At 42.1% G+C, this 20,586-nt stretch carries 21 protein-coding genes (1 of these 21 cut by a window edge); 4 read left to right on the top strand and 17 right to left on the bottom strand.

Annotation, left to right across the window (positions count from 1 at the left end):
- Positions 1–254, bottom strand: the start of a protein-coding gene (locus tag ACGLYD_RS00675; RefSeq protein WP_067205848.1) for a nucleotidyltransferase-like protein. Its footprint begins 610 nt before the window's first position; 254 of the gene's 864 nt are visible here — the first part of the coding sequence; its start codon is at positions 252–254; the stop codon falls past the left edge of the window.
- Between the two features lie 127 nt (positions 255–381).
- Here ACGLYD_RS00675 and ACGLYD_RS00670 point away from each other — a divergent pair, with 127 nt between their 5' ends.
- Positions 382–762, top strand: a complete 381-nt coding sequence (locus tag ACGLYD_RS00670; protein WP_067205845.1) for a YgzB family protein — start codon at positions 382–384, stop codon at positions 760–762.
- A gap of 48 nt (positions 763–810) precedes the next feature.
- Here the strand turns inward: ACGLYD_RS00670 and perR are convergent, their stop codons facing one another.
- From perR to bcp, 3 genes are all read right to left on the bottom strand, one after another.
- Positions 811–1,254, bottom strand: a complete 444-nt coding sequence (gene perR / locus ACGLYD_RS00665; protein ID WP_156475952.1) for a peroxide-responsive transcriptional repressor PerR — start codon at positions 1,252–1,254, stop codon at positions 811–813.
- 131 nt (positions 1,255–1,385) lie between these two features.
- Positions 1,386–2,330: a D-2-hydroxyacid dehydrogenase gene (locus ACGLYD_RS00660; protein WP_338653572.1), complete on the bottom strand. Its 945-nt coding sequence runs from the start codon at positions 2,328–2,330 to the stop codon at positions 1,386–1,388.
- A gap of 13 nt (positions 2,331–2,343) precedes the next feature.
- Positions 2,344–2,820: a thioredoxin-dependent thiol peroxidase gene (bcp, locus tag ACGLYD_RS00655; protein WP_338653573.1), complete on the bottom strand. Its 477-nt coding sequence runs from the start codon at positions 2,818–2,820 to the stop codon at positions 2,344–2,346.
- A gap of 126 nt (positions 2,821–2,946) precedes the next feature.
- Here bcp and ACGLYD_RS00650 point away from each other — a divergent pair, with 126 nt between their 5' ends.
- Together ACGLYD_RS00650 and ACGLYD_RS00645 are read left to right on the top strand one after the other, a co-directional pair.
- The gene (locus ACGLYD_RS00650) at positions 2,947–4,251 is read left to right on the top strand and encodes a glutamate-1-semialdehyde 2,1-aminomutase (RefSeq protein ID WP_067213828.1); all 1,305 of its coding nucleotides are present in this window, start codon (positions 2,947–2,949) and stop codon (positions 4,249–4,251) included.
- 250 nt (positions 4,252–4,501) lie between these two features.
- Positions 4,502–5,584: an aromatic acid exporter family protein gene (locus tag ACGLYD_RS00645; protein WP_338653575.1), complete on the top strand. Its 1,083-nt coding sequence runs from the start codon at positions 4,502–4,504 to the stop codon at positions 5,582–5,584.
- Positions 5,585–5,702: 118 nt separating this feature from the next.
- Here ACGLYD_RS00645 and nikC read toward each other — a convergent pair whose 3' ends face one another.
- From nikC to mutY, 11 genes are all read right to left on the bottom strand, one after another.
- Positions 5,703–6,626, bottom strand: coding sequence for a nickel transporter permease (gene nikC, locus ACGLYD_RS00640; protein WP_067205831.1), 924 nt, complete (start codon positions 6,624–6,626; stop codon positions 5,703–5,705).
- Positions 6,627–6,643: 17 nt separating this feature from the next.
- Positions 6,644–7,648, bottom strand: coding sequence for an ABC transporter permease (locus ACGLYD_RS00635; RefSeq protein WP_067205829.1), 1,005 nt, complete (start codon positions 7,646–7,648; stop codon positions 6,644–6,646).
- 110 nt (positions 7,649–7,758) lie between these two features.
- Positions 7,759–9,393 (bottom strand): ABC transporter substrate-binding protein, encoded by a 1,635-nt coding sequence (locus ACGLYD_RS00630; RefSeq protein ID WP_187046654.1) that lies wholly within the window; start codon positions 9,391–9,393, stop codon positions 7,759–7,761.
- Positions 9,390–10,403: an ABC transporter ATP-binding protein gene (locus tag ACGLYD_RS00625; RefSeq protein ID WP_067205824.1), complete on the bottom strand. Its 1,014-nt coding sequence runs from the start codon at positions 10,401–10,403 to the stop codon at positions 9,390–9,392. Before ACGLYD_RS00625 ends, ACGLYD_RS00630 begins: the two co-directional genes overlap by 4 nt.
- Positions 10,375–11,397: an ABC transporter ATP-binding protein gene (locus tag ACGLYD_RS00620; protein ID WP_399630781.1), complete on the bottom strand. Its 1,023-nt coding sequence runs from the start codon at positions 11,395–11,397 to the stop codon at positions 10,375–10,377. Before ACGLYD_RS00620 ends, ACGLYD_RS00625 begins: the two co-directional genes overlap by 29 nt.
- Positions 11,398–11,621: 224 nt before the next feature.
- Entirely contained in the window at positions 11,622–12,647 is a 1,026-nt protein-coding gene (locus ACGLYD_RS00615; RefSeq protein WP_399630778.1) for an ABC transporter substrate-binding protein, read from the bottom strand.
- A 250-nt stretch (positions 12,648–12,897) separates the two neighbouring features.
- Complete coding sequence (locus tag ACGLYD_RS00610) at positions 12,898–14,655, bottom strand: ABC transporter ATP-binding protein (protein WP_067205817.1); 1,758 nt, start codon at positions 14,653–14,655, stop codon at positions 12,898–12,900.
- Positions 14,656–14,938: 283 nt separating this feature from the next.
- Positions 14,939–15,484: a DUF402 domain-containing protein gene (locus tag ACGLYD_RS00605; protein ID WP_067205814.1), complete on the bottom strand. Its 546-nt coding sequence runs from the start codon at positions 15,482–15,484 to the stop codon at positions 14,939–14,941.
- Positions 15,485–15,661: 177 nt separating this feature from the next.
- On the bottom strand, positions 15,662–15,973 hold the full coding sequence (locus ACGLYD_RS00600) for a gamma-type small acid-soluble spore protein (protein WP_067205811.1): 312 nt from the start codon (positions 15,971–15,973) through the stop codon (positions 15,662–15,664).
- A 63-nt stretch (positions 15,974–16,036) separates the two neighbouring features.
- Positions 16,037–16,783, bottom strand: coding sequence for an enoyl-[acyl-carrier-protein] reductase FabL (fabL, locus tag ACGLYD_RS00595; RefSeq protein ID WP_067205809.1), 747 nt, complete (start codon positions 16,781–16,783; stop codon positions 16,037–16,039).
- A gap of 2 nt (positions 16,784–16,785) precedes the next feature.
- Positions 16,786–17,847, bottom strand: coding sequence for an A/G-specific adenine glycosylase (gene mutY / locus ACGLYD_RS00590; RefSeq protein WP_399633066.1), 1,062 nt, complete (start codon positions 17,845–17,847; stop codon positions 16,786–16,788).
- Positions 17,848–18,174: 327 nt separating this feature from the next.
- Here mutY and ACGLYD_RS00585 point away from each other — a divergent pair, with 327 nt between their 5' ends.
- On the top strand, positions 18,175–19,158 hold the full coding sequence (locus ACGLYD_RS00585) for a metal-dependent hydrolase (RefSeq protein ID WP_067205800.1): 984 nt from the start codon (positions 18,175–18,177) through the stop codon (positions 19,156–19,158).
- Positions 19,159–19,344: 186 nt separating this feature from the next.
- On the opposite strand, the gene ACGLYD_RS00580 is transcribed toward ACGLYD_RS00585, so the two are convergent.
- Together ACGLYD_RS00580 and recX are read right to left on the bottom strand one after the other, a co-directional pair.
- Positions 19,345–19,677: a YfhH family protein gene (locus ACGLYD_RS00580; RefSeq protein ID WP_399630773.1), complete on the bottom strand. Its 333-nt coding sequence runs from the start codon at positions 19,675–19,677 to the stop codon at positions 19,345–19,347.
- On the bottom strand, positions 19,667–20,479 hold the full coding sequence (recX, locus tag ACGLYD_RS00575) for a recombination regulator RecX (RefSeq protein WP_067205795.1): 813 nt from the start codon (positions 20,477–20,479) through the stop codon (positions 19,667–19,669). Before recX ends, ACGLYD_RS00580 begins: the two co-directional genes overlap by 11 nt.
- Between the last annotated feature and the right edge of the window lie 107 nt (positions 20,480–20,586).

The following is a 20,586-nucleotide window of genomic DNA, read 5'->3' as shown; positions in this document are numbered from 1 at the left end:
TTCCTCTTCGAACCGAGAACCAACCATTTCCGCAACTGCTTTTCACTAATTATATGCATTGCAGCTTTCTCATTTCCGTCTGTGTAATGTTTCGTAAAGACAGGGATTTCATCGTCGGCGGTAATGATGAGGAGGATCACATCGAATGTATCTGTAATCGGATCCTCTTTCCCTCTCTTTTCTACAAGAATGACACCAAGTGTCTCCGGAAAACTTGCCCGCTCCTGATAAATTGGTCTTAGTACTTGTTCCACTAACACACCTCCCTGCCATTTCCTTTCGACGAAGAGGCTAGGATATCCTTTATTCAAGAAGGTTTAATAACGTAAAAAACGTAATATATGATATAGTAATTGAGGATATATCAAGGAGGTACGTTGGATGAAGCCCTATAAAAATAAGATAAATAGGATCCGGTCATTCGCCCTTGCTTTAATATTTGCCGGGGTCGTCATTATGTATATCGGGATTTTCTTCAGGAAATATGAGATTGTTATGCTCATATTCATGTTTCTTGGTGTTCTTGCCATCCTTAGCAGTACGATTGTTTATGCTTGGATTGGGTCCCTATCCACTCGAGCCATCCAAATCGTCTGTCCTAGTTGTGGCAAACATACGAAAATGCTCGGACGCGTCGACATGTGCGGGCATTGCCGAGAGCCACTCACACTTGACCCTTCATTAGAAGGAAAAGAGTTTGACGAATCATATAATAGAACGAAGAACAAAACTGCTGCAATAAAAGAGGATTCTAAGGAATAAAAAAAACGTCCGATACAACCTTCACTGGAAGGAGTATCGGACGTTTTTTTATTTAGTATTCGCTACGCGCGAAACACATGAAGGACATGTACCATATACTTCCAGACGGTGATAATTTACTTTGAATCCTGTTACATGAGAAGCTAAGCGCTCCACCTCTTCAAGTCCAGGATGATGGAAATCAACAATCGTTCCGCATTCATCACAGATGATATGATAATGATCGTGAGTAACAAAGTCAAAACGGCTTGAAGCATCTCCATAAGTAAGTTCCTTAATAAGTCCCGCATTGCGGAACACACGAAGGTTATTATATACTGTTGCAACGCTCATGTTAGGAAAATCAGATTCAAGTGCTTTATATATATCATCAGCCGTTGGATGTGACTCAGAGGAGATAAGATACTCTAAAATCGCATGCCTCTGTGGCGTAATTCTGACGCCACTATTTTTCAATGCGTCCAGCGCGCCTTTCAATCTAACTTCCGACATCGCTATGCACCTCTATCCATAAAGATTCTCACTTTATAATTATTATCATTAGTGTACTTAAAATAGGGTGCATATGTCAACTAAAGCGCTGTGTGAGCCACTTCATTTGTGTCTATCAATTTAGTTCCCACTCAGTAGCCAAGTTCCATGTCAATCAAGTTCAGAAGATCCCGCTCCCCCTGTTGCCACTTACCTAGGTTTTCTTCAAAAATAGTGAGGGCCCTTTCAACATACTTTCCAGAAAGACTTGAAACATGTGGCGATATCGTACAATTTGCAAGTAACCATAGTTCATTGTCAGCAGGTAGCGGCTCTGTTTCAAATACGTCAAGAACCGCATGCCTGATTTCATTACTTTTCAATGCATCTATTAGAATCGGTTCAGCAAAGAGGTCACCCCGACCAAAATTCATGAAGACCGCATTATCCTTCATGGCTTTGAAATGCCCTTCTGTTAGCAGCCCTTTTGTTTCTGGTGTACTCGGTAAAACAGAAATAACGAAGTCTGCTATGCCCACTCTATCTATCAAAGCTTCAAACTTTATTGTCTCATCCATCGATTCACTTGCCCTGCCCGATCTGTTACAACCAATTGTAGTGACACCAAATGCTTGAAGTAAGCGTCCTATTTCAGAACCAATTGCGCCAGGACCTAAGATAAGCGCAGTCGACCCTTTTAATTCAATCGAGCCGACTTTCCGATTCCATTCTTTTGACCGTTGTCTTTCGTCAATAAGTGGTAACGACCGTTGCAGTGATAATATATGCGCGAGAACGGATTCCGCCATCGGTGTTTTGTGGATACCGCGAACATTTGACATGACGATGTTGCGCTCAGCTATTTCAGCAAGAGGCATTTTTTCAACGCCAGCCGACGCAACCATTATCCATTCCAATGCTTTCGCTTTGTCGAGTAGCGCAACGTCTACATCACCGCCATATGTCACAATAATTGATGCTGTTTGAATTTCAATGTCTTCCGGCTTTTTGTTGAATTGAAATGTAACTTCAGGAAACTTCATGACAAGCCCCTGTTCCTGATGTTTCTTCATATCAAATGTGAATAGTACTTCCATTTCTCGTTCCCCCTCAAGGCTGTGTTAGTTGCTCCAATGTCACAAGTGCTTCTTCTATATGGCCTTTCACTTTCACTTTACGCCATTCTTTAACAACCGTCCCCGTCGGATCAATCAAAAATGTCGAACGCTCAATACCCATATACTCCTTACCGAACATCTTCTTCAACTTCCAAACATCATATTTTTCAGCAACTGTGTGCTCTTCATCAACAAGAAGGGAAAACGGCAGTCCATGTTTCCCGATAAATTTCTCATGTGAAGCTGCGCCATCAGGGCTCACTCCAAGCACTACTGCATTCAACTTGCTAAAGTCTTCATACGCATCTCGGAAATCGCAAGCTTGCGTTGTACATCCAGGTGTTGAATCTTTCGGATAAAAATAGAGAACAACATACTTTTCACCCGCGAAGTCTTTTAGCGAAATCATTTCACCGTTCTCATTTGGCAATGTAAATTCCGGTGCATGCATACCTTCAAGTGTCGTCATTATCCATTCCTCCAATATATTCTTTCCTTAATCGTACAGAATGCGCTCTTTAGTTTCAAATTCTTTGGCTATCTGCTTCATTTTGTTTAGAATAGAGAGGGTAATGAATTGAACGGGGGAATTGAAATGATCAGAACGAATTCAGAAAAAATCTATAATGAAGCTTGCGAGCATATCGTAGGAGGGGTAAATAGCCCATCGCGCGGATACCATGCAGTTGGCGGCGGAGCCCCTACAGTAATGGAACGTGCAGAAGGTGCTTACTTCTGGGATGTCGACGGCAATAAATACATCGACTATCTTGCTGCATATGGACCAATCATTACGGGGCATGCCCATCCACATATTACTGAAGCAATCGTTAAAGCCGCGCAAACAGGTTTGCTATACGGAACGCCTACTCGACATGAAGTGAAGTTTGCAAAAATGTTGAAGGAAGCAATGCCTAGAATGGATAAAGTACGTTTTGTAAACTCTGGTACAGAAGCAGTCATGACGACAATTCGAGTTTCTCGTGCATATACAGGGCGGACAAAAATCATGAAATTTGCAGGCTGCTACCATGGTCATTCGGATCTTGTACTCGTTGCAGCAGGTTCTGGCCCCGCAACGCTTGGTACTCCTGATTCAGCAGGTGTGCCAGAGTCGATTGCTAAAGAGGTAATTACGATTCCATTTAACGATCCTAATGCTTATATAGAAGCAATGGAAAAATGGGGCGACCAAATCGCATGTATTCTAGTCGAGCCAATCGTTGGTAACTTCGGCATTGTCGAACCAAAAGAAGGGTTTCTTCCGCTCGTCCATGATATCGCAGCCGAAAAAGGCGCTTTAATTGTTTATGATGAAGTAATTACTGCATTCCGTTTCCACTACGGCGGCGCACAGGATTTGCTCGGTTTAACACCTGACCTTACTGCATTCGGAAAAATTATTGGCGGCGGCTTACCAATTGGCGGATACGGTGGGAAAAAAGAAATTATGGAACAAGTCGCTCCACTAGGTCCTGCTTATCAAGCGGGGACAATGGCAGGGAATCCAGCTTCGATGTTAGCAGGAATTGCTCTTCTAGAAGTTCTCCAAACGCCTGGTATTTATGAAGAAATGGACCGTCTAGGTGCTATTCTTGAAGAGGGCATTGTAAAATCTGCAAAAGAGCACGGAATTACATTAACGACAAATCGTCTTGGAGGAGCCCTTACTTTGTTCTTTACGGACGTAAAAGTCGAAAACTACGAACAAGCTGAAGCTACAGACGGCAATGTGTTCGCCAAGTTCTTCAAACTGATGTTAAAAAACGGTATAAACCTTGCACCTTCCAAGTATGAAGCGTGGTTTTTAACAATTGCTCATACGGAAGAAGACATTATGGATACACTTGTTGCAGTCGATCATTCATTCAAAGAGCTCGCAACTTCTATAAACGGTTGACCGCACGGTATTGTTAAGGTACAGTAGCGAAAAACAGCTTTAACTTCATTTAGCGGAAGCCTTCCACTTCGATAAAGTGATAGGTATTTGCAAAATAGGCATACAACTTGGTAGGAGCAAAACTCTAGCTAAATGAAGTTACAGTCTCCGACGGATGCCACAGACTTTTAAGTGGAATTTATCGAGCAGGCTCGATAAAAGTCTGTGCGCAAATACGCCAAGGCGTATTTGATCAGAAAGGATAACCCCCATGATACTTGGTGCCCGCATTTTTAAAACGGGCATTGCGATTATGTTCGCATTGTTCCTAGCAGAAATTTTACACATGCCGCATCCATTGTTTGCGGGAATCGCGGCCATTTTTGCCATCCAACCTTCTATCTATAGATCTTATTTAACAATTATCGAACAGGTTCAAGGTAATATAATTGGCGCAGTTGTTGCGGTTTTATTTGTTCTCCTGTTTGGTAATCAGCTAGTCTTCATAGGACTTGCCGCGGTCATTATTATATTAATAATGATTAAATTTGGCCTAGAAAAATCAATTTCGATGGCACTCGTGGTAATGATCGCCATAATGGAAATCAAAGGCGATGAGTTCCTGTCATTTGCATTGCTCAGATTTTTGACATTGATTATCGGTATTCTTGCCGCTTTCGTTGTGAACTTGCTGTTCATGCCACCGAAATACGAAACAAAATTATTTGAGTCCATTCATCAGGCACAAGACGAAATTATTCGTTGGACCCGCCTTGCTGGAAGGCAAGCATCTGATCACTTAGCAACAAAAAAGTCACTGACAAAATCGAAGGAGCGCCTTTCTCAGGTAGATCAGCTGTACACGCTATTCAAAGAGGAACGGAGCTACTTCAAAAAGAATACGAGAAACAAAGCGAGAAAACTTGTCGTTTACAGACAAATGGTTGCTACTTCAAAGAGCAGTTATGATGTGCTGAAAAGACTTCATCAGTATGAAAATGAACTGATTGATTTACCGGAACATTTCCGGATGATGGTGCAGGAACGTCTCGACGCACTGCTCACATATCACGAACAACTCCATCTGAAGTTCGTTGGTAAACTGAAGTCTGACGCAGTAAATACCAGTCCGAATGAAGAATACATCCAGCGTCATGAGGTGATGGAGATTTTTGCAAAGGAAATTGCCCTTACGAAAGAAGAAGAGGAATTTTCCGCCTATCATCTTCTTCATATCCTGTCGTCTATCTTTAATTATGAAGAACAACTTGAACACTTTGACAAGCTGATTGTTCTATTTCAGAAGTATCATAACAATAAAGTGAATTCGAAACTGACAGAAGAAATCTATTAATAAAAGCGCCTGAAGTCTAGACAGCGACCTCAGTCGAAAAGCTTATTCTTTCTTTTCTATTGAAAAAATGTCCCGCGAGCCGATGTACTCCTTCGGCTTACGGGACATTTTTATTATCTTAACTCTTCATCTTAGGATCGAGTGCATCGCGTAAACCATCACCCATTAAGTTAAAGCCCAGTACTGTAAGCATAATTGCGATACCAGGGAAAATCATTGTCCATGGGGCTGAATGAAGGAAGCTTTTTGAATCCGCTAACATTTTTCCCCACTCTGGCATCGGCGCTTGTGCACCCAGTCCTAAAAACCCAAGTGCAGCTGCTTCGAGGATCGCCGTTGCAATTGCTAGTGTCCCTTGAACAATTACCGGCGCCATAGAGTTCGGCAAGATGTGAGAAAACAGAATCCTAGCATCTTTCATTCCGATCCCTTTTGCCGCAGTAATATATTCATCTTCTTTTATACTCAATACTTTTGAACGAATGAGCCTTCCAAAGTTCGGCACATTTATAACTGCGATTGCGATAAGCGCATTTTGCAGACTCGGACCAAGTACGGAAACAATTGCAATGGCCAACAAGATAGAAGGAAATGCTAGCATAATGTCGAACACACGTGAAATAATCGTATCAACCCATCTGCCATAATAACCTGCTACGATACCCAATGCACTTCCAACAACTACCGATCCGATTACAGAAAAGAATCCAACCCATAGTGAAATTCGGGCACCATGAACAATTCGGGAAAAAATATCCCTTCCAAGGTCATCTGTTCCAAACCAATATTCACTTGAAGGAGGGAGAAGCCGATCCGATAACTTTTGGTCGTTAATGCCCTCTAGTCCAATGTTTGAACCAAGATAACCTTGTTCCGCCACAAAACCGAAACCCGCTAGCAGGATAAAGAATATAACAATACCCATACCGACAACTGCCACTTTACTCTTTTTAAAGCCATTCCAAGCTTCACGCCAAGGTCCTGCAGTTTTATCAACTTTATTATTCGCAATTCCATCGGCCTTAGGTACAAATTCAGACATAAGTGCTTCCCCCTTCCTCAATCATATTTAATCCTCGGATCTATCAGACTATAGAGCAAGTCTACAAGCAAGTTGATCAAAACAAAGAAGAGCGCCACAATTAGAATCGCTGACTGAATGACGGGATAATCTCGGAATCCAATTGCGTCGTAAATATAACGCCCAACACCAGGCCAAGCAAAAATTGTCTCAGTCAAAATCGCACCACCAAGCAACATTCCCATTTGCAGACCAATAATTGTTAACACCGGAATGATTGCATTTTTAAGCGCATGCTTATATACGACCCAAAACATTTTCTGACCTTTCGCCCGTGCGGTACGAATATAATCGGAGCGCATTACTTCGAGCATACTTGAACGGGTCATCCGTGCGATAATTGCCATCGGAATTGTTGCCAGTGCTAGTCCTGGTAAAATAAGGTGTCGGAAAACCTGCCATAACTGATCAAAACGGCCTTGAATAATTGTATCAAGTACATAGAGATTCGTTATGGCGTTGATAGGATCTCGTACTTCCTCTCGCCCTCCAGTCGGCAACCATGGATTTTCTACAGCAAAAACCCATTGCCCCATAAGGCCAAGCCAGAAGATAGGCATAGACACACCAACAAGTGCCAAAATCATCGCCGTATAGTCAAACCATGAATTTTGAAACCACGCTGAGATGATTCCTGCATTAATACCGATAATAACTGCAATAACGATGGCGAATAGTGCCAATTCAAACGTAGCTGCTAAATAAGGCCATATTTCATCTGATACAGGAGCTCGAGTTCTCATCGACTCGCCCAAATCTCCTTTTAAAAGGTCTCCCAAGTATTTGAAATACTGAACATACCAAGGGTTATCCAAACCAAGCTTTATCGTCAGCGCTTCGACTGACTCTTTAGTCGCCTGCTGCCCAAGAATAATTTGTGCGGGGTTACCCGGGATTGCACGGATAATCATGAATACGATAAACGTCATCCCAAGCAGGACAGGAATGAGCTGCAGCATTCTTTTTCCAATGTAGCTGAGCATGATTTTTCACCTCTCCAACTTTTCTATCAACTTATATGTATCCATCAAATGAAAGAGAAAAGGAAGAAATCTGAAAGACCTCTCCCTTTCCGTTCATTTCTTACAATCTTTTACTTGAATTCTACTTTCGACAGTAAATCCGAGGCAATTGGGCCTGGAACAAAACCTGTTAAATCTTTAGATCCTCCAAGAAGCGGAGTTGAGTGAGCAAGTGGTACCCATGGAGCGTCATCATGAATGATGACCTGCGCTTCTTTGTACAATTCATTTCGTTTCTCTTCATCGATTTCAGTTTGTGCTGCGATAAGGATGTCGTGGAGTTTTGCATTCTTATAGTACGTATAATTATTGCTACCGATATTATCTTCATCTAGCAAAGCGTATAGGAAATTATCTGCATCTCCGTTATCCCCAGTCCAGCCGAGCATGAACGCATCTGCATCCCCTTTACTTGCAAGGTCAAGATAAGTTGCCCATTCATGTGAAACGATCTTCGCAGTAATCCCTATATCTGCTAGGTTTTTCTGAATGACTTCAGCAACTTTTTTACCATCTGGCATATATGGACGTGGTACCGGCATTGCCCATAGATCCATCTCAAAACCGTCTTCAAGTCCTACCGATTTTAGAAGCTCTTTCGCTTTTTCAGGATTGTATTCATATCCTTCGATATCATCGTTATAGCCTGAAATAGATGTCGGCATCGGGTTTTTCGCGACATCTGCACGTCCTTCGAAGAATGAGTCAACAATTGATTGTTTGTCGATTGCATAGTTAATCGCTTGACGCACTTCTTTTTTATCGAAAGGAGGGCGTGTTACTGTAAGACCTAAATAACCTACGTTCAAAGACGGACGTACAAACAATTGAAGATTTTCATTATCTTCAATCGATTCGCCATCTGATGGATTAATGCCATCTGCAAGTTCGATATTTCCAGCCATCAATGCATTCAAACGCGCAGAGTTGTCGGGAATTGACTGGAAGATGATTTTTTTAAGTTTTGGTAGTCCTTCATCCCAGTAGTCATCGAACTTTTCAATTGTGATTGTTTCATTCGGTTTCCATTCGACGAACTGGAATGGTCCTGTACCTACTGGTTTTCTTTCGAATTGATCGTCACCTAATTCAAATGCAGTCGGACTTGCAATTGCAAACATGCTCATTGCAATATTTTTAAGGAATGGTGCTTGTGGACGTGTTAATTTTATAAGCACTGTATTTTCACCGTCTGCTGTAACAGACTCAATAACATGACCTTCATCACCTTTAAAACCGCCGAATGTTGTGTTATAATATGGGAATTTTTCTGCATCCCCATTAGCCCAACGCTCGAAGTTTTTAACGACCGCGTCAGCGTTGAAGTCAGTTCCATCATGGAACTTAACGCCTTCACGTAGTTTGAACGTATACGTTAAACCATCTTCGCTTGGCTCCCATTCAGTGGCAAGCCCTGGATTAATTTCTGTATCACTCTCCCCGAAATTCAGAAGCGTTTCGTAAATGTTAACCGTAACTTTGAAAGATTCTCCTTCAGTCACCCTTGATGGATCGAGGGAAGTTGAATCGCCACCGCGTCCAAACACTAATGTATCTTTCACATTTTTAGTGTCTTCAGTTTTACCATCTTCATTTTTAGTACCTTCCTTCTTGCCATCATCGGCATCTGACCCACAAGCGGCTAGCGCTGCCGAAAGAACGAGAAGCAACATCAGTGCTAGTAAACCTAACTTCCTTTTTCTCATATTGACCCCTCCAACTGTTTTATATCATTGTCTACCTGCTCACTGTATAGGTGACAGGCGACAGAATGACCCGAATCATGCTCGACAAGCCTTGGTGTAACTTTCGTGCAAATTTCCATTTTATGCGGACAGCGCGTATGAAACGTGCAGCCACTAGGAGGATTCGCTGGGTTTGGAATATCCCCTTCAAGAAGAATTTGCTCTTTCTTGAAGTCTGGATCAGGTACTGGAACCGCTGACAATAATGCCTGCGTATACGGATGAAGCGGTTTCGCATAGAGCTGCTCGCTGTCCGCCATTTCTACCATCTTTCCAAGATACATAACGCCGACACGATCACTAATATGACGGACGACTCCCAGATCGTGGGCAATGAAGATATAAGTGAGTTTGAATTCCTTCTGCAAATCTTGCATCAGGTTTAACACTTGAGACTGAATCGACACATCGAGAGCCGAAACAGGTTCATCAGCAATTATCAGTTTTGGATTTGTCATTAGCGCTCGAGCAATCCCAATACGCTGACGCTGTCCTCCACTAAACTGATGCGGATAGCGCTTGGCATGATATGCGCTTAGTCCAACAATTTCAAGGAATTCACGCACTTTCCTTTTCCGCTCTTTCGAATTATCAATGCCGTGCACAATGAGCGGCTCTTCTAATATCTTTTCAATCGTGTGACGCGGATTGAGAGATGCGTATGGATCTTGGAATACCATTTGGATGTCACGTCTCGTTTTCCGCATTTCTCCGGTAGATAAGGACGTCAAATCTTTGCCGTCAAATTCAACTTTCCCTTCGGTTGGTTCAAGAAGTCGCATCAGCATCCGGCCCGTTGTCGATTTACCGCATCCAGATTCACCTACAATGCCTAGCGTTTCGCCTTCATTCACGTAAAACGATACGTCATCTACCGCTTTGACATACCCAACTGTTCTGCCAAGAATTCCTTTTTTAACTGGAAAATACTTTTTCAAACCTTCAACTTTCAATAAGGGCTTTGTTGTCATGCTGTTTCACCCCTTCTCTGTCGTATAGGAAGCATCGAGTCTGGTGAACATCCGAAGTTTCATATAGTTCAGGGTTTTCTGTTAGACAACGATCAAATGCAAACTCACATCTCGCTGCAAATCTGCACCCCTGCCGGATTGAACCGGGTTTCGGCACGCTACCCGGGATAGAATAGAGTCGCTCCTTTTTATAGCGCATGTCGGGAACGGATTGAATCAGCCCTTTTGTATAAGGATGCTGTGGATCTTCGAAGATCATCTTAACGGATGCTTCTTCAATAATTTGTCCAGCATACATGACAATGACACGTTCGCATGTTTCTGCAACGACACCCAAGTCGTGAGTTATAAGTAGAACAGCTGTATTCAATCTCGTATTTAATTCCCGCATTAACTTCAATATCTGCGCTTGAATCGTCACATCTAGAGCAGTGGTTGGTTCGTCAGCTATAAGTACTTTAGGATCACATACCAACGCCATCGCAATCATTACACGCTGTCGCATTCCACCCGATAATTGGTGAGGGTAGTCTCTCATCATTTCCTCAGCACGAGGCAAACCGACCAGTTTCAACATTTCAACTGCTTTTCCCTCAGCCTTTTTCTTAGACCAGCCTTTTTCGTGAATCCGCACTGCTTCTGTCATTTGATTGCCAATCGAGAACAATGGATTCAGTGATGTCATAGGTTCTTGGAAAATCATCGCAATGTCGTTTCCTCGAATACGCCGCATCTGTTTTTCATTCATGGTCAGCAAATCTTTATCTTCAAATAATATTTTGCCTCCGACAACTTTCCCAGGAGGCTTTGTCACTAACCCCATTATCGATAAGGAGGTTACACTTTTCCCGCAGCCAGATTCTCCGACAATTCCAAGGATTTCTCCTTCATTCAAGTGAAAGTCAATATGATCAACAGCCGGTATTTCCCCCGAATCAGTAAAAAAGGTCGTCTGTAAATCTTTTACTTGGAGGACAGTCTTCCTCTCATCCATCAGATCACCCTTTTTCTTAATCAATCAATTAGTTATTTTCAGAATTAATAGGTCGTTCTAATTATACGATTATACAGAATAAATGCAATACTTTTTTATATATTCTTATAATAACAAAGGCATACTCTTGGTACTGCTTCCTATCAACTATAGGTGATGTGTTCATTTACTGCCGAAAAAAAGCTATCCGATTGACCAGGGTATCGGCCAATCGGATAGCTTTTTCACTCTTCTTCTTCTTCTGCTGGTAATTCGAACTCCACTTTCGACAACACATCAAAACCCGTTACTTGTGGTAAGTAATTCATCATGTATTTTGTCGCTCCGAAAAGTGGTGTTGAATCGGCAGCAAATATGGAAGGAGCATCTTCATAAATGTTTTCCATAAAAGGTCGTTCAAAAAATTGTAAGTCGGCATCGTCGTCAACTTCCATTCTATCTTCCGGATTAATACTATCGGCTAGATCGATATCCCCTGCAATCAACGCATTCAAGCGTGCAGTGTTATCAGGAATTGACTTGAAGATGATTTTTTCAAGCTTCGGCAAACTTTCTTGCCAATACTCTTGAAATTTTACAACTACGATTGCTTCATTCTGTTTCCCTTCGAAGTATTGGAACGGTCCCGTACCGATAGGATCGCTTTCAAATTCCTCATCGCTTTGTTCAAATACATTCGGACTAACAATCGAGAACGGACTCATCGTTAGATTTTTCAAGAATGATGCTTGTGGGTTATTCAACTTGATTGTTACAGTATCATCGCCGTCAGTCGCCACCGATTCAATAATACGACTGTCATCCCCTTTGAAACCATTAAATACCGAACTATAGAAAGGAAACTCTTCTGCATCGCCGTTAGTCCAGCGCTCAAAGTTTTTTATGACTGCATCTGCATTAAAATCTGTACCGTCATGGAATTTGACATCTTTCCGCAACTGGAACGTGTACGTCAAACCGTCTTCACTAGAATCCCACTTTTCTGCCAAGCCTGGAACTACAGTCGTGCCCTGCTCATCCAGATTCACGAGTGTCTCATAAAGATTGACAGTAACATGGGTGGAATCCCCTTCCTTCATATGGGCTGGGTCTAGTGACGTGGAATTCCCGCTATGTCCGTAAACTAATATTTTCTTTGCATTTACCTTCGTACTCTCATCGTCCAAACCCGATGAAGTACACGCACCAAGTATTACCGAAAGGGAAACAATCACTATCAAAGCCAATGGCCCAAACTTTACTTTTTTCATAAAAATCCCTCCATTATTCTAAATCATCGCGATTCCACTCACTATGGATCTGATAACCGCTAAAACGCTCCGAACTCCGACCTAATTATTATATAGGAGTTTCAACTAAATCCAATGCCCTTTTCGTCAAGTTCAATGGGAAGTTATTTTTTCAACGTTAGAATAACTATATATGTTAAAAAAATGAATGCCTATATAACTAATCTGGAGCCGCAGTACATTCAATAAGATTCTTTATTTGAACTATATATCATTTTGAATTTCCAAGTACTTGTACTTGGAACAAACCATAGTAAATTCCTTGTAATTTCATCAATTGCTCGTGTGTACCCGTCTCTTTTAACTGCCCTGAATCAATGACGAAAATCTTATCAGCATGTGTAATTGTCGACAAACGGTGAGCAACAATGAGGGTTGTTCTTTCATGCGCAAGTCGTTCAAGTGATTCCTGAATGAGCGCCTCACTTTCAAGGTCAAGTGCGGATGTCGCTTCATCTAAGATAAGGAGCGGTGGATTTTTCAAGAAGACACGTGCAATCGCAATTCGTTGCTTCTGACCACCCGATAACTTCACGCCACGTTCCCCTACTTTGGTATCGTAACCGAGCGGGAGCCCTTCGATGAACTCATGTGCATTCGCCGCTTTAGCAGCAGCAATCACTTCTTCATCTGTTGCATCCGATTTCCCCATCAAAATATTACTCTTCACGGAATCACTAAACAATATAGTATCTTGCAAAACAATTCCAATCTGTTCACGAAGCGATTTTATATTGACGTCACGCAAATCATACCCGTCAATACGCACAGTCCCGCCCGCCACATCATAAAATCTTGGTATCAAGCCAACGATAGTTGATTTCCCTCCGCCACTCATGCCTACAAACGCGACTGTTTCACCTGGCTTCACAGTGAAATTAATACCATCCAGGATTGTTTCCCCATCCTGTTCATACGTAAAGCTCACATTGTTGAACTCAATTTCCCCTTCAATTGGAGGTAGTTGGGTTGCACCGGACTTATTTGTTACATCATACTCCTGTTCCATCAAGTCAAAAACACGGTCCATAGAGGCAAATGACTGTGTGAGTGATGTCGATGCATTGACCAATCGTCGCAATGGATTATACACGCGATCGATGTATGCGATGAAGGCAACCATCGTTCCAACTGACAAATCATTATTGATAACCTGATAGCCCGCATACGCAAGAACGAGAAGCGGTGCAACATCAGTAATCGTATTGACAACTGCAAATGCTTTCGCATTCCACTTTGTATGATCAATTGCTTTATCGAGGAAGTTGCCATTTGTCTTATCGAAACGTTGTTGTTCCTCATCTTCAAGTGCAAAGCTTTTTATGACACTTACTCCAGAAACGCGTTCATGCAGGTAGCTTTGCACATCCGCAAGTGCTTGGGATCGTTTCCCAGTCAACTCCCGCAGTTTCCCGAAAAAGTGTTTGACGCTGTACGCATAAAAAGGGAATGCAAGTAGAGTCACAAGCGTCAGCGGAACATCCATTGTCAGCATAATGACAACTGCGATGATGATTGTCGCGAGGTCAAGCCAAACATTCATAAGACCAATCATTACAAAGTTTTTCGTTTGCTCCACATCATTTATAACGCGCGAAATGATTTCTCCAGCTCTTGTATTTGAATAGTAGCTAAGACTCAATTTTTGCAGATGTGAATACAATTCTTTCCGTATATCATACAAAATCTTATTGCTCACATACTGGGCATAATATTGCCGGTAATACTCAACTGGAGGGCGGATGATAAAGAACACAAGAACTGTCCCACCAAGCCAATAAAATAATTGGCGCGTCATCTCTGCTTTAGTAAGTGTATCCGATCCGATAATGTCATCAATTACAATTTTCATCAGCAATGGAATGAATAAAGGAATTGCGAATTTTACAATTCCAATAAGTATCGTCAATATTATTAACCAGTTGTATGGCTTAACAAACTTCATATAGCGTTTTATACTGTCACCCATCTTTGTACCTCCTACTAAGAAAAGCGTAAGGCGCCGTTTAGCCCCGACAAGTTGGAGGGATGCAGTTCAATCCCTCCCGAAAGACTTGATGATAAAGGCGATCTTTGCCTTTTCGGCAAGACTGAAGCGACTCGAGGGGCTGGCGCCTGGAGTCTAGCTTCCGACCCGAGTTAAAAATGCCTGTCGCAATCTTTCGCGACAGGCATAAGTGAAAAAGGAAGGCAGTCTAAGGTTGCTATATCCTGTCGCAACGACTGCATCCTTGCAATTGCAATCAGGCTTTTCACTTACTTTTCTTGACCTGTTTGTAGAATTCATATCTGGAAGTCCATACTTCAATGAAGTCGGAAGCAAATGGTCCCCTCCGCTGCTTAATCCACCCTAGCAAGGTATCCAGGTTCTTTTGTAATATCTGATCGATGACATCAGGATAGCCCATTTGTTTCCTGTGTTCAGCATATTCATCCTCGTCAAGAATCATATAACTCATATCCGGGAACACTTTTACGTCAAGGTCATAATCAATATACTTCAATGATTTGTTATCATAAACGAAAGGTGAGCTCATGTTAATGTAATAATAAACACCATCTTCTCTTAACATGCAAATGATATTGAACCAATGCTCAGCGTGAAAATAGCAAATGGAAGGCTCGCGTGTCAACCATGTGCGTCCGTCCGACTCTGTTACAAGCGTCCTTTCATTTGCACCGATGACAATATTACGCGTTCCTTTCAATACTACAGTTTCCTGCCAAACCCGATGGATTTTACCATTATGTTTATAACTATGTACTTGTATCGTTTCTCCTTCTTTAGCAATCGTCATGATTAACCCACCTTTTGGTTGCCGGAAAATTTCGAAGCCATTATTATCTCATCATTATACCAACAGAACGGTACTATTTGAAACCTTTCAACTTTTATTTCCATTCATGACGTCATTTGTATCCATAAAAAACCGGCAGAAGCGTAAAGCTCCTGCCGGCCGGCGGTATCCATTTACTTATTTCGAACCGTTCTCGAACTGATTCGAGCGCTGTCCAGAAGCATTGGTTTTGTTTGCTTCGGATTGTTGGTTTTGTTTCCTAACTTGATTTACATCAGTTTCGGAACCAAACTCCTCAGTCATCGCATTTTGATTTTGTTTTTGGTTGTGCATTTTTTGCATTGATTGTTGGTTTTGTTTCTTAACCTGATTTACATCAGTTTCAGAAGCAAACTCCTCATTCATTGCATTTCGGTTTTGTTGTTGTGATGCTTGGTTCTGTTTTCGTACTTGGTTCGCATCAGTTTGATTCGGGTTATTTTTGGTCAATGGATTTTCACCTCCGTACAACTATCATGTGCAAGGAGACATTTTTTATTCAATTGGAATTTTTTACAGTAAAATCGAACGTCCGCCGTCGACAATAATCGTCTGTCCACGAATCATATCCGAATCAGCCGAGATCAGGAACATCGCCGCTTTCACCATGTCTTCAATTTCAACCATGCGACCCGCTGGCGTATTAATACGCGCATCTTCTAGCAATTCATCACGATTAGGGAAATGTTTTAGTGCTTCGGTATCAAGCGCGCCGCCCGAAACAGTATTAACAGCAATTCCTAGTGGCGCAAGCTCGACAGCCAGGTAGCGAGTCAACGATTCAATTGCCGCTTTCGAAACGCCTACTGTCGTGTAGTTGTCAAGATATCGAATAGATCCAAGTGAGCTAACTCCAAGGATTTTTCCGCCTTTGTCCATAAGTCTTGCCGCTTCTTGTGCGCCAAATAGCATTGCTTTCGCATTGATATTCATCGTCCAATCCCAATGTGTTTCTTCGAGTTCCATAATTGGACGCAAAACACCCGATGCTGCGTTTGAAACAAATACGTCTAAACGGCCAAATTCCTCTTTTACTTGTTCAAACATCGTACGAAGTTTTTTAACATCACCGACATTTGCACGGATCATAATTGCTCTCCTGCCAAGTGCCTCGATTTCTTTCACTGTTTCTTCAGCTGCAGAACGGCTTCGTGCATAATTCACTACAATATCATAACCTTGTTTTGCGAGTTCAATCGCAAGTGCTTTTCCTAATCCTCTTGAACTTCCTGTCACCATTGCTACTTTATTTTCAGCCATCATTATAGTCCTCCTCGTTTAATTTCATCCCAAATTTTTAAAACCGGCACTGGTTTCGGCAGCGCTTCCACTTCTTCCTGCGAGAAAAACTGGTAACCATCAGGGATTATATCAGTCTTTTCAATCCGTGCCCCGAAGCTTTTCATCTCCCATGTCAAATGGGAAAAGATATGTTTGAAAATTAGTATATCAACTATCCCCGCTAGTTCGATACCGAAATGTTCATGAGCCATTTTTTGTGGTGTTTTATCATCCGCTGGCTCGACCATTGGAAACTCCCACAAACTTGCAAGTAGCCCTTTCGAAGGTCGTTGCCGCATTAACCACTCACCTTCACTATTTTGAATTGCAAATGATGCAACAGGTATAATTTTCATTTTCGTTTTCTTCGTTTTCACGGGTAACTCCTCTTGCCTGCCTTCTTGGAAAGCTATACAAAAGTCTCGAACCGGACATAGAAGGCATTTCGGTTTTGGGGTACAAATTGTCGCGCCAAGCTCCATCAGTCCTTGATTAAAAGAGGAAGGATCTTCTTGGTCTATTAAATCCATGACTACCGTTTCAAAAATCTTTTTTGTACGCGGAATCGCAATATCTTCTTCTATAAGAAGCAATCTCGATATGACACGCATAACATTCCCATCTACGGCATGCTCAGGAACCCCGTAAGCGATACTGAGAACCGCTCCAGCAGTGTACGGGCCAACGCCTTTCAATGTGGAAATCTCCGTTCGATTTGAAGGAACCTCTCCACCATAATCCGACACAACTTCCCTCACTCCTGCTTGTAAGTTCCTTGCCCGCGAATAATAACCAAGACCTTCCCACATTTTCAATAAATCGTTTTCTTCCGCCCCCGCGAGTGCTTCCATCGTCGGAAAACTTGCGATAAACCGTTCATAATAAGGTATAACGGTATCAACCCTCGTTTGTTGCAGCATCACTTCGGAGACCCAAATGTAATATGGATTCGACGTTCTTCTCCAAGGCAGATCTCTTTTTTCACGACGATACCAGGAAAGAAGCGCTTCGCGGAATTCGTCTTTCTTCACTATTATTTGCATCATTTCCTCCTTATCGCATATGCTTATCATTGAGCACAAACGGGTATTGATATGTATATGGCTTCTAGCTTTCATTCAGCAAATCTTTTTGTACTGAAAGCGAAGCGTCAGCTAAAGAAGTCTCCCACTCTATTATGTGGCGAGATGAATACGAACGAATCTACAGGGAGGAATGAACTGCAATTCCTCCTCGTTGGCCCGGATGTCACAGATTTTGTAGGTAGTGGAACAAGCTCAATTCAAAATCTGGGCGTAATCACTCCGAGGTGTGATTAAAAAAGTCAATCCCATGCTTGGCACGACTGTTTAGGTAAAAGGAGTGATAATTTGGATACTGGAACACATATTGTTATGGGTGTCGCACTTGGCGGCCTCGCTCTGGCAGATCCTGTCGTTCTAACTGATAGTGCGACAATGGGTGCCGTCGTTGCAAGTGTTATCGTCGGCTCACTTATCCCAGATATCGATACCGTATTAAAATTGAGAAATAACGCTGTCTACATACGGCATCACAGAGGGATTACACATTCAATTCCCGCGGTATTATTATGGCCGCTACTAATTACAATACTTATGTCTCTTTTCGTCCCAGAAGCCAACTTCTTACATGTATGGGCTTGGACCTTTTTAGCCGTCTTTCTACATGTCTTTGTCGACATCTTCAATTCCTATGGAACGCAGGCATTACGGCCGTTTTCCAACAAGTGGGTCGCCATCGGAGTCATTAACACATTCGATCCAATTATTTTCATATTACACGCCATCGCGCTAATTATTTGGGCAATGGGGGTAAATCCGGTCTATACGATTTTGACGACATACGTAATAATATTCTTTTATTATTTATTGCGATTTGCGGTCAAATCGGCCGTTAAAAAAGCCGTCTTTTATACCGTCCCCGATGCGACGGAAATTATTATCGCACCGACAATGCGCTTTTTCCAATGGAGAATAGCTGCTTCATCAAAAGAGTGCCACTATGTTGGACGCGCTTACGGTAGATCTGTTAATATTTACGATCGCTTTAAACGGGAACCTATGCCAAAATCCCCTGAAATTGATGTGGCAATGGGCGATAAAAACATTAAAGCTTTCACATCATTTTCACCCATTTACAGATGGTCTATTACCTACATCGATGACATCTGTGAAGTACGCTTAATCGATCTTCGTTACCGTAGCAAAGGCTATTACCCATTTGTTGCTGTTGCACATATTGACAAGGAACTGAACGTCATCAATTCATATACAGGATGGATTTTCTCCGAGGATAAGTTACGCAAAAAACTCAACTTTGCACCTAACTCATGAGACGAAGGTAAGTAAATACAAGTTTCTCTATATGGATTGATGTCTAGACTCCAGACGCCAGCCCCTCGAGTCGCTTCAGTCTCGCTGAAAAGGCAAAGTACGCCTTTATCATCAAGACTTCCAGCAGGGAGGGATTGAACTGCATCCCTCCTACTTGTCGGGGCTAAACGGCGCCTTACGCTTTTCTTATTTACCTTCTTTTACTGATTTTAGCATGGCAATCGGCAACGCCTCATCCGCACGTTTGCCGCCTAATCTGTAACCCCATGCAAAACGACCTTTTAAGTAGTCGACTTGAAAAAACATTCCTTCGTCCCCGTCAATTCGATACATTTCACCAGGCACAATTGTACTTGGGTCAACTAGATAAGATTGTGCCATAACCATTTTGCGTTGGTACACCGCATACTCATTAAGAATGCCCAATTGTTCGGCTTTGCGCGCTTTTTCACGCAGTCTTCCGATTTCTGTACGTAATTCATGTTCTGTCATTGCACTATATTTTTTTTCAATCTCCATCTTCTTCATTCTCCTTTTTATCAATGAAATGATCAATTCGCTCAAACGGGATACCCTTTTGATACATCGCCTGTTTTACTTTGTCGTTCAAGGTCCGTCCACTAAATTTCGAGCTATAGCGACGCCATGCTTTCTCTCCTATTGAATCGGCGATGGATGTCCATTCATCTTCTTCGCGCTCAAAATTAATATTCGCAAGTGCTTGTTTAATAAGGTCGAAGGAATACCCTTTTCGAAGCAATGCATTTTGGATTTTTTGTTTTAATTGAGCTGGGGCTACAGAGCGGTTTGAATTCGCTGTCTTCTCTGCAAGTTTCGTTGCGATTTTAAGCTGTTCATCTTCCGAATAAGATTCAAGCACTTTAATCTGTAATTCCTTCCCTATCCCTCTTTTATGCATCTCTTGCTGAATTGCTTTGGGACCTTGACCAGATGAATCTTTCCGTGTTTGAAGAAGTGCATCTGAATAGGTTTCATCATTTAGAAACCCAAGGCTTTTCAACTTCACGAGTGCTTCTAGTACAATTGCTTCCCCATATCCCAATTCCAAAAGTTTTTTCTTCACTTCAAACTCACTGCGCATTCTGAATCCAAGATAATGGAGTGCTCGGTTGAATGCTTTCCGGATCTCATCTTCATAGACCATCTCGTCAATCGACCAGTCTTCAAGGGCCATCCCTTTCGTTAAACCGAATTTGACAAGCACCGATTCGTGGACACTATATGCATACTTTTCATCTAGGAAAATATTGTATCGTTCGAGATCTTTTTTCTGTTGTGATATTTTAGTAATAACAGGCACTTTTAACACGCCTCCCTTGCTTTCTTTTTAGTATACATGTTCCGTCCTTGTGCTTCAGCTTAATTGGTTTCAATATAGGGTATAGAATCCTAATGGGGGTGTCGGAA

This window comes from Sporosarcina sp. SG10008 (assembly GCF_044569405.1).
Taxonomy (GTDB): domain Bacteria; phylum Bacillota; class Bacilli; order Bacillales_A; family Planococcaceae; genus Sporosarcina; species Sporosarcina psychrophila.
Note: the sequence above shows the minus strand (reverse complement) of the source record. Positions and strands in the feature narration are given on the sequence as shown.